The sequence below is a fragment of the Streptomyces sp. SID1328 genome, assembly GCF_009865595.1.
Classification (GTDB): domain Bacteria; phylum Actinomycetota; class Actinomycetes; order Streptomycetales; family Streptomycetaceae; genus Streptomyces; species Streptomyces griseoluteus.
In genome coordinates this window covers 1-792 of the sequence record NZ_WWKH01000542.1, presented here as the reverse complement: position 1 = coordinate 792, position 792 = coordinate 1, and the positions used below count along the sequence as shown (strand labels likewise).

The window sequence follows — 792 nt, the reverse complement described above, 5'->3', positions numbered from 1 at the left end:
GCGCGGCGCAGGGTCGCGGCGGGGCCCGGCTCGCCCGCGTCACCGGCCGCCCACTCGGTGCCCTCGGCGTCGGAGACCCGGACGACCCGGAGCCGGTTCTCGGTGAGGGTGCCGGTCTTGTCGAAGCAGAAGGTGTCGACCCGGCCCAGCGCCTCCAGGGTGCGCGGGGTGCGGACCAGGACGCCGTCGCGGCTCAGCCTCCGGGCCGCGGCGAGCTGGGCGACGGTGGCGACCAGCGGCAGCCCCTCGGGCACGGCGGCGACCGCGACGGCCACGCCACCGCTGACCGCATCGCGCACCGGGGTGCCGCGCAGCAGGGCGAGCCCGGTCACGGCCGCACCGCCCGCCAGCGTCAACGGCAGCGCCTTGCGGGTGAGTTCCTGGAGCCGGGCCTGCACCCCGGCCGCCGGGGGCGTGCGGGCGGCGAGGTGGACGGCGCGGGCGGCCTCGGTGCGCTCGCCGATGTCGACGACGACGGCCTGCGCGGTGCCGGCGACAACGGTGGTGCCCTCGAAGACCATGCAGCGCCGGTCGGCGACGGCCGCGTGCGGGGTGGCCCCGACGTGCTTGTGCACGGGCAGGGACTCGCCGGTCAGCGCGGACTCGTCCACCTCCAGGCCGTCCTGCCGGAGCAGCCGGGCGTCGGCGGGGACCACGTCGTCGCCCTTCAGCTCGATCACGTCGCCGGGCAGCAGTTGTCCGGCGTCCACGGTGCGGGTGCCGCCCGCGGGCGCCTCCTCCGGCGGGGGCGCGACCCGTGCCTTGGGCTGCTGCTCGGCGTGCAGCCCGGAC

General features: G+C 78.4%; 1 protein-coding gene. It reads right to left on the bottom strand.

The window, feature by feature from the left end; all coding sequences use genetic code 11:
* The coding region (locus GT030_RS16930) for an HAD-IC family P-type ATPase (protein WP_161201812.1) at positions 1-792 on the bottom strand (792 nt) is incomplete at both ends.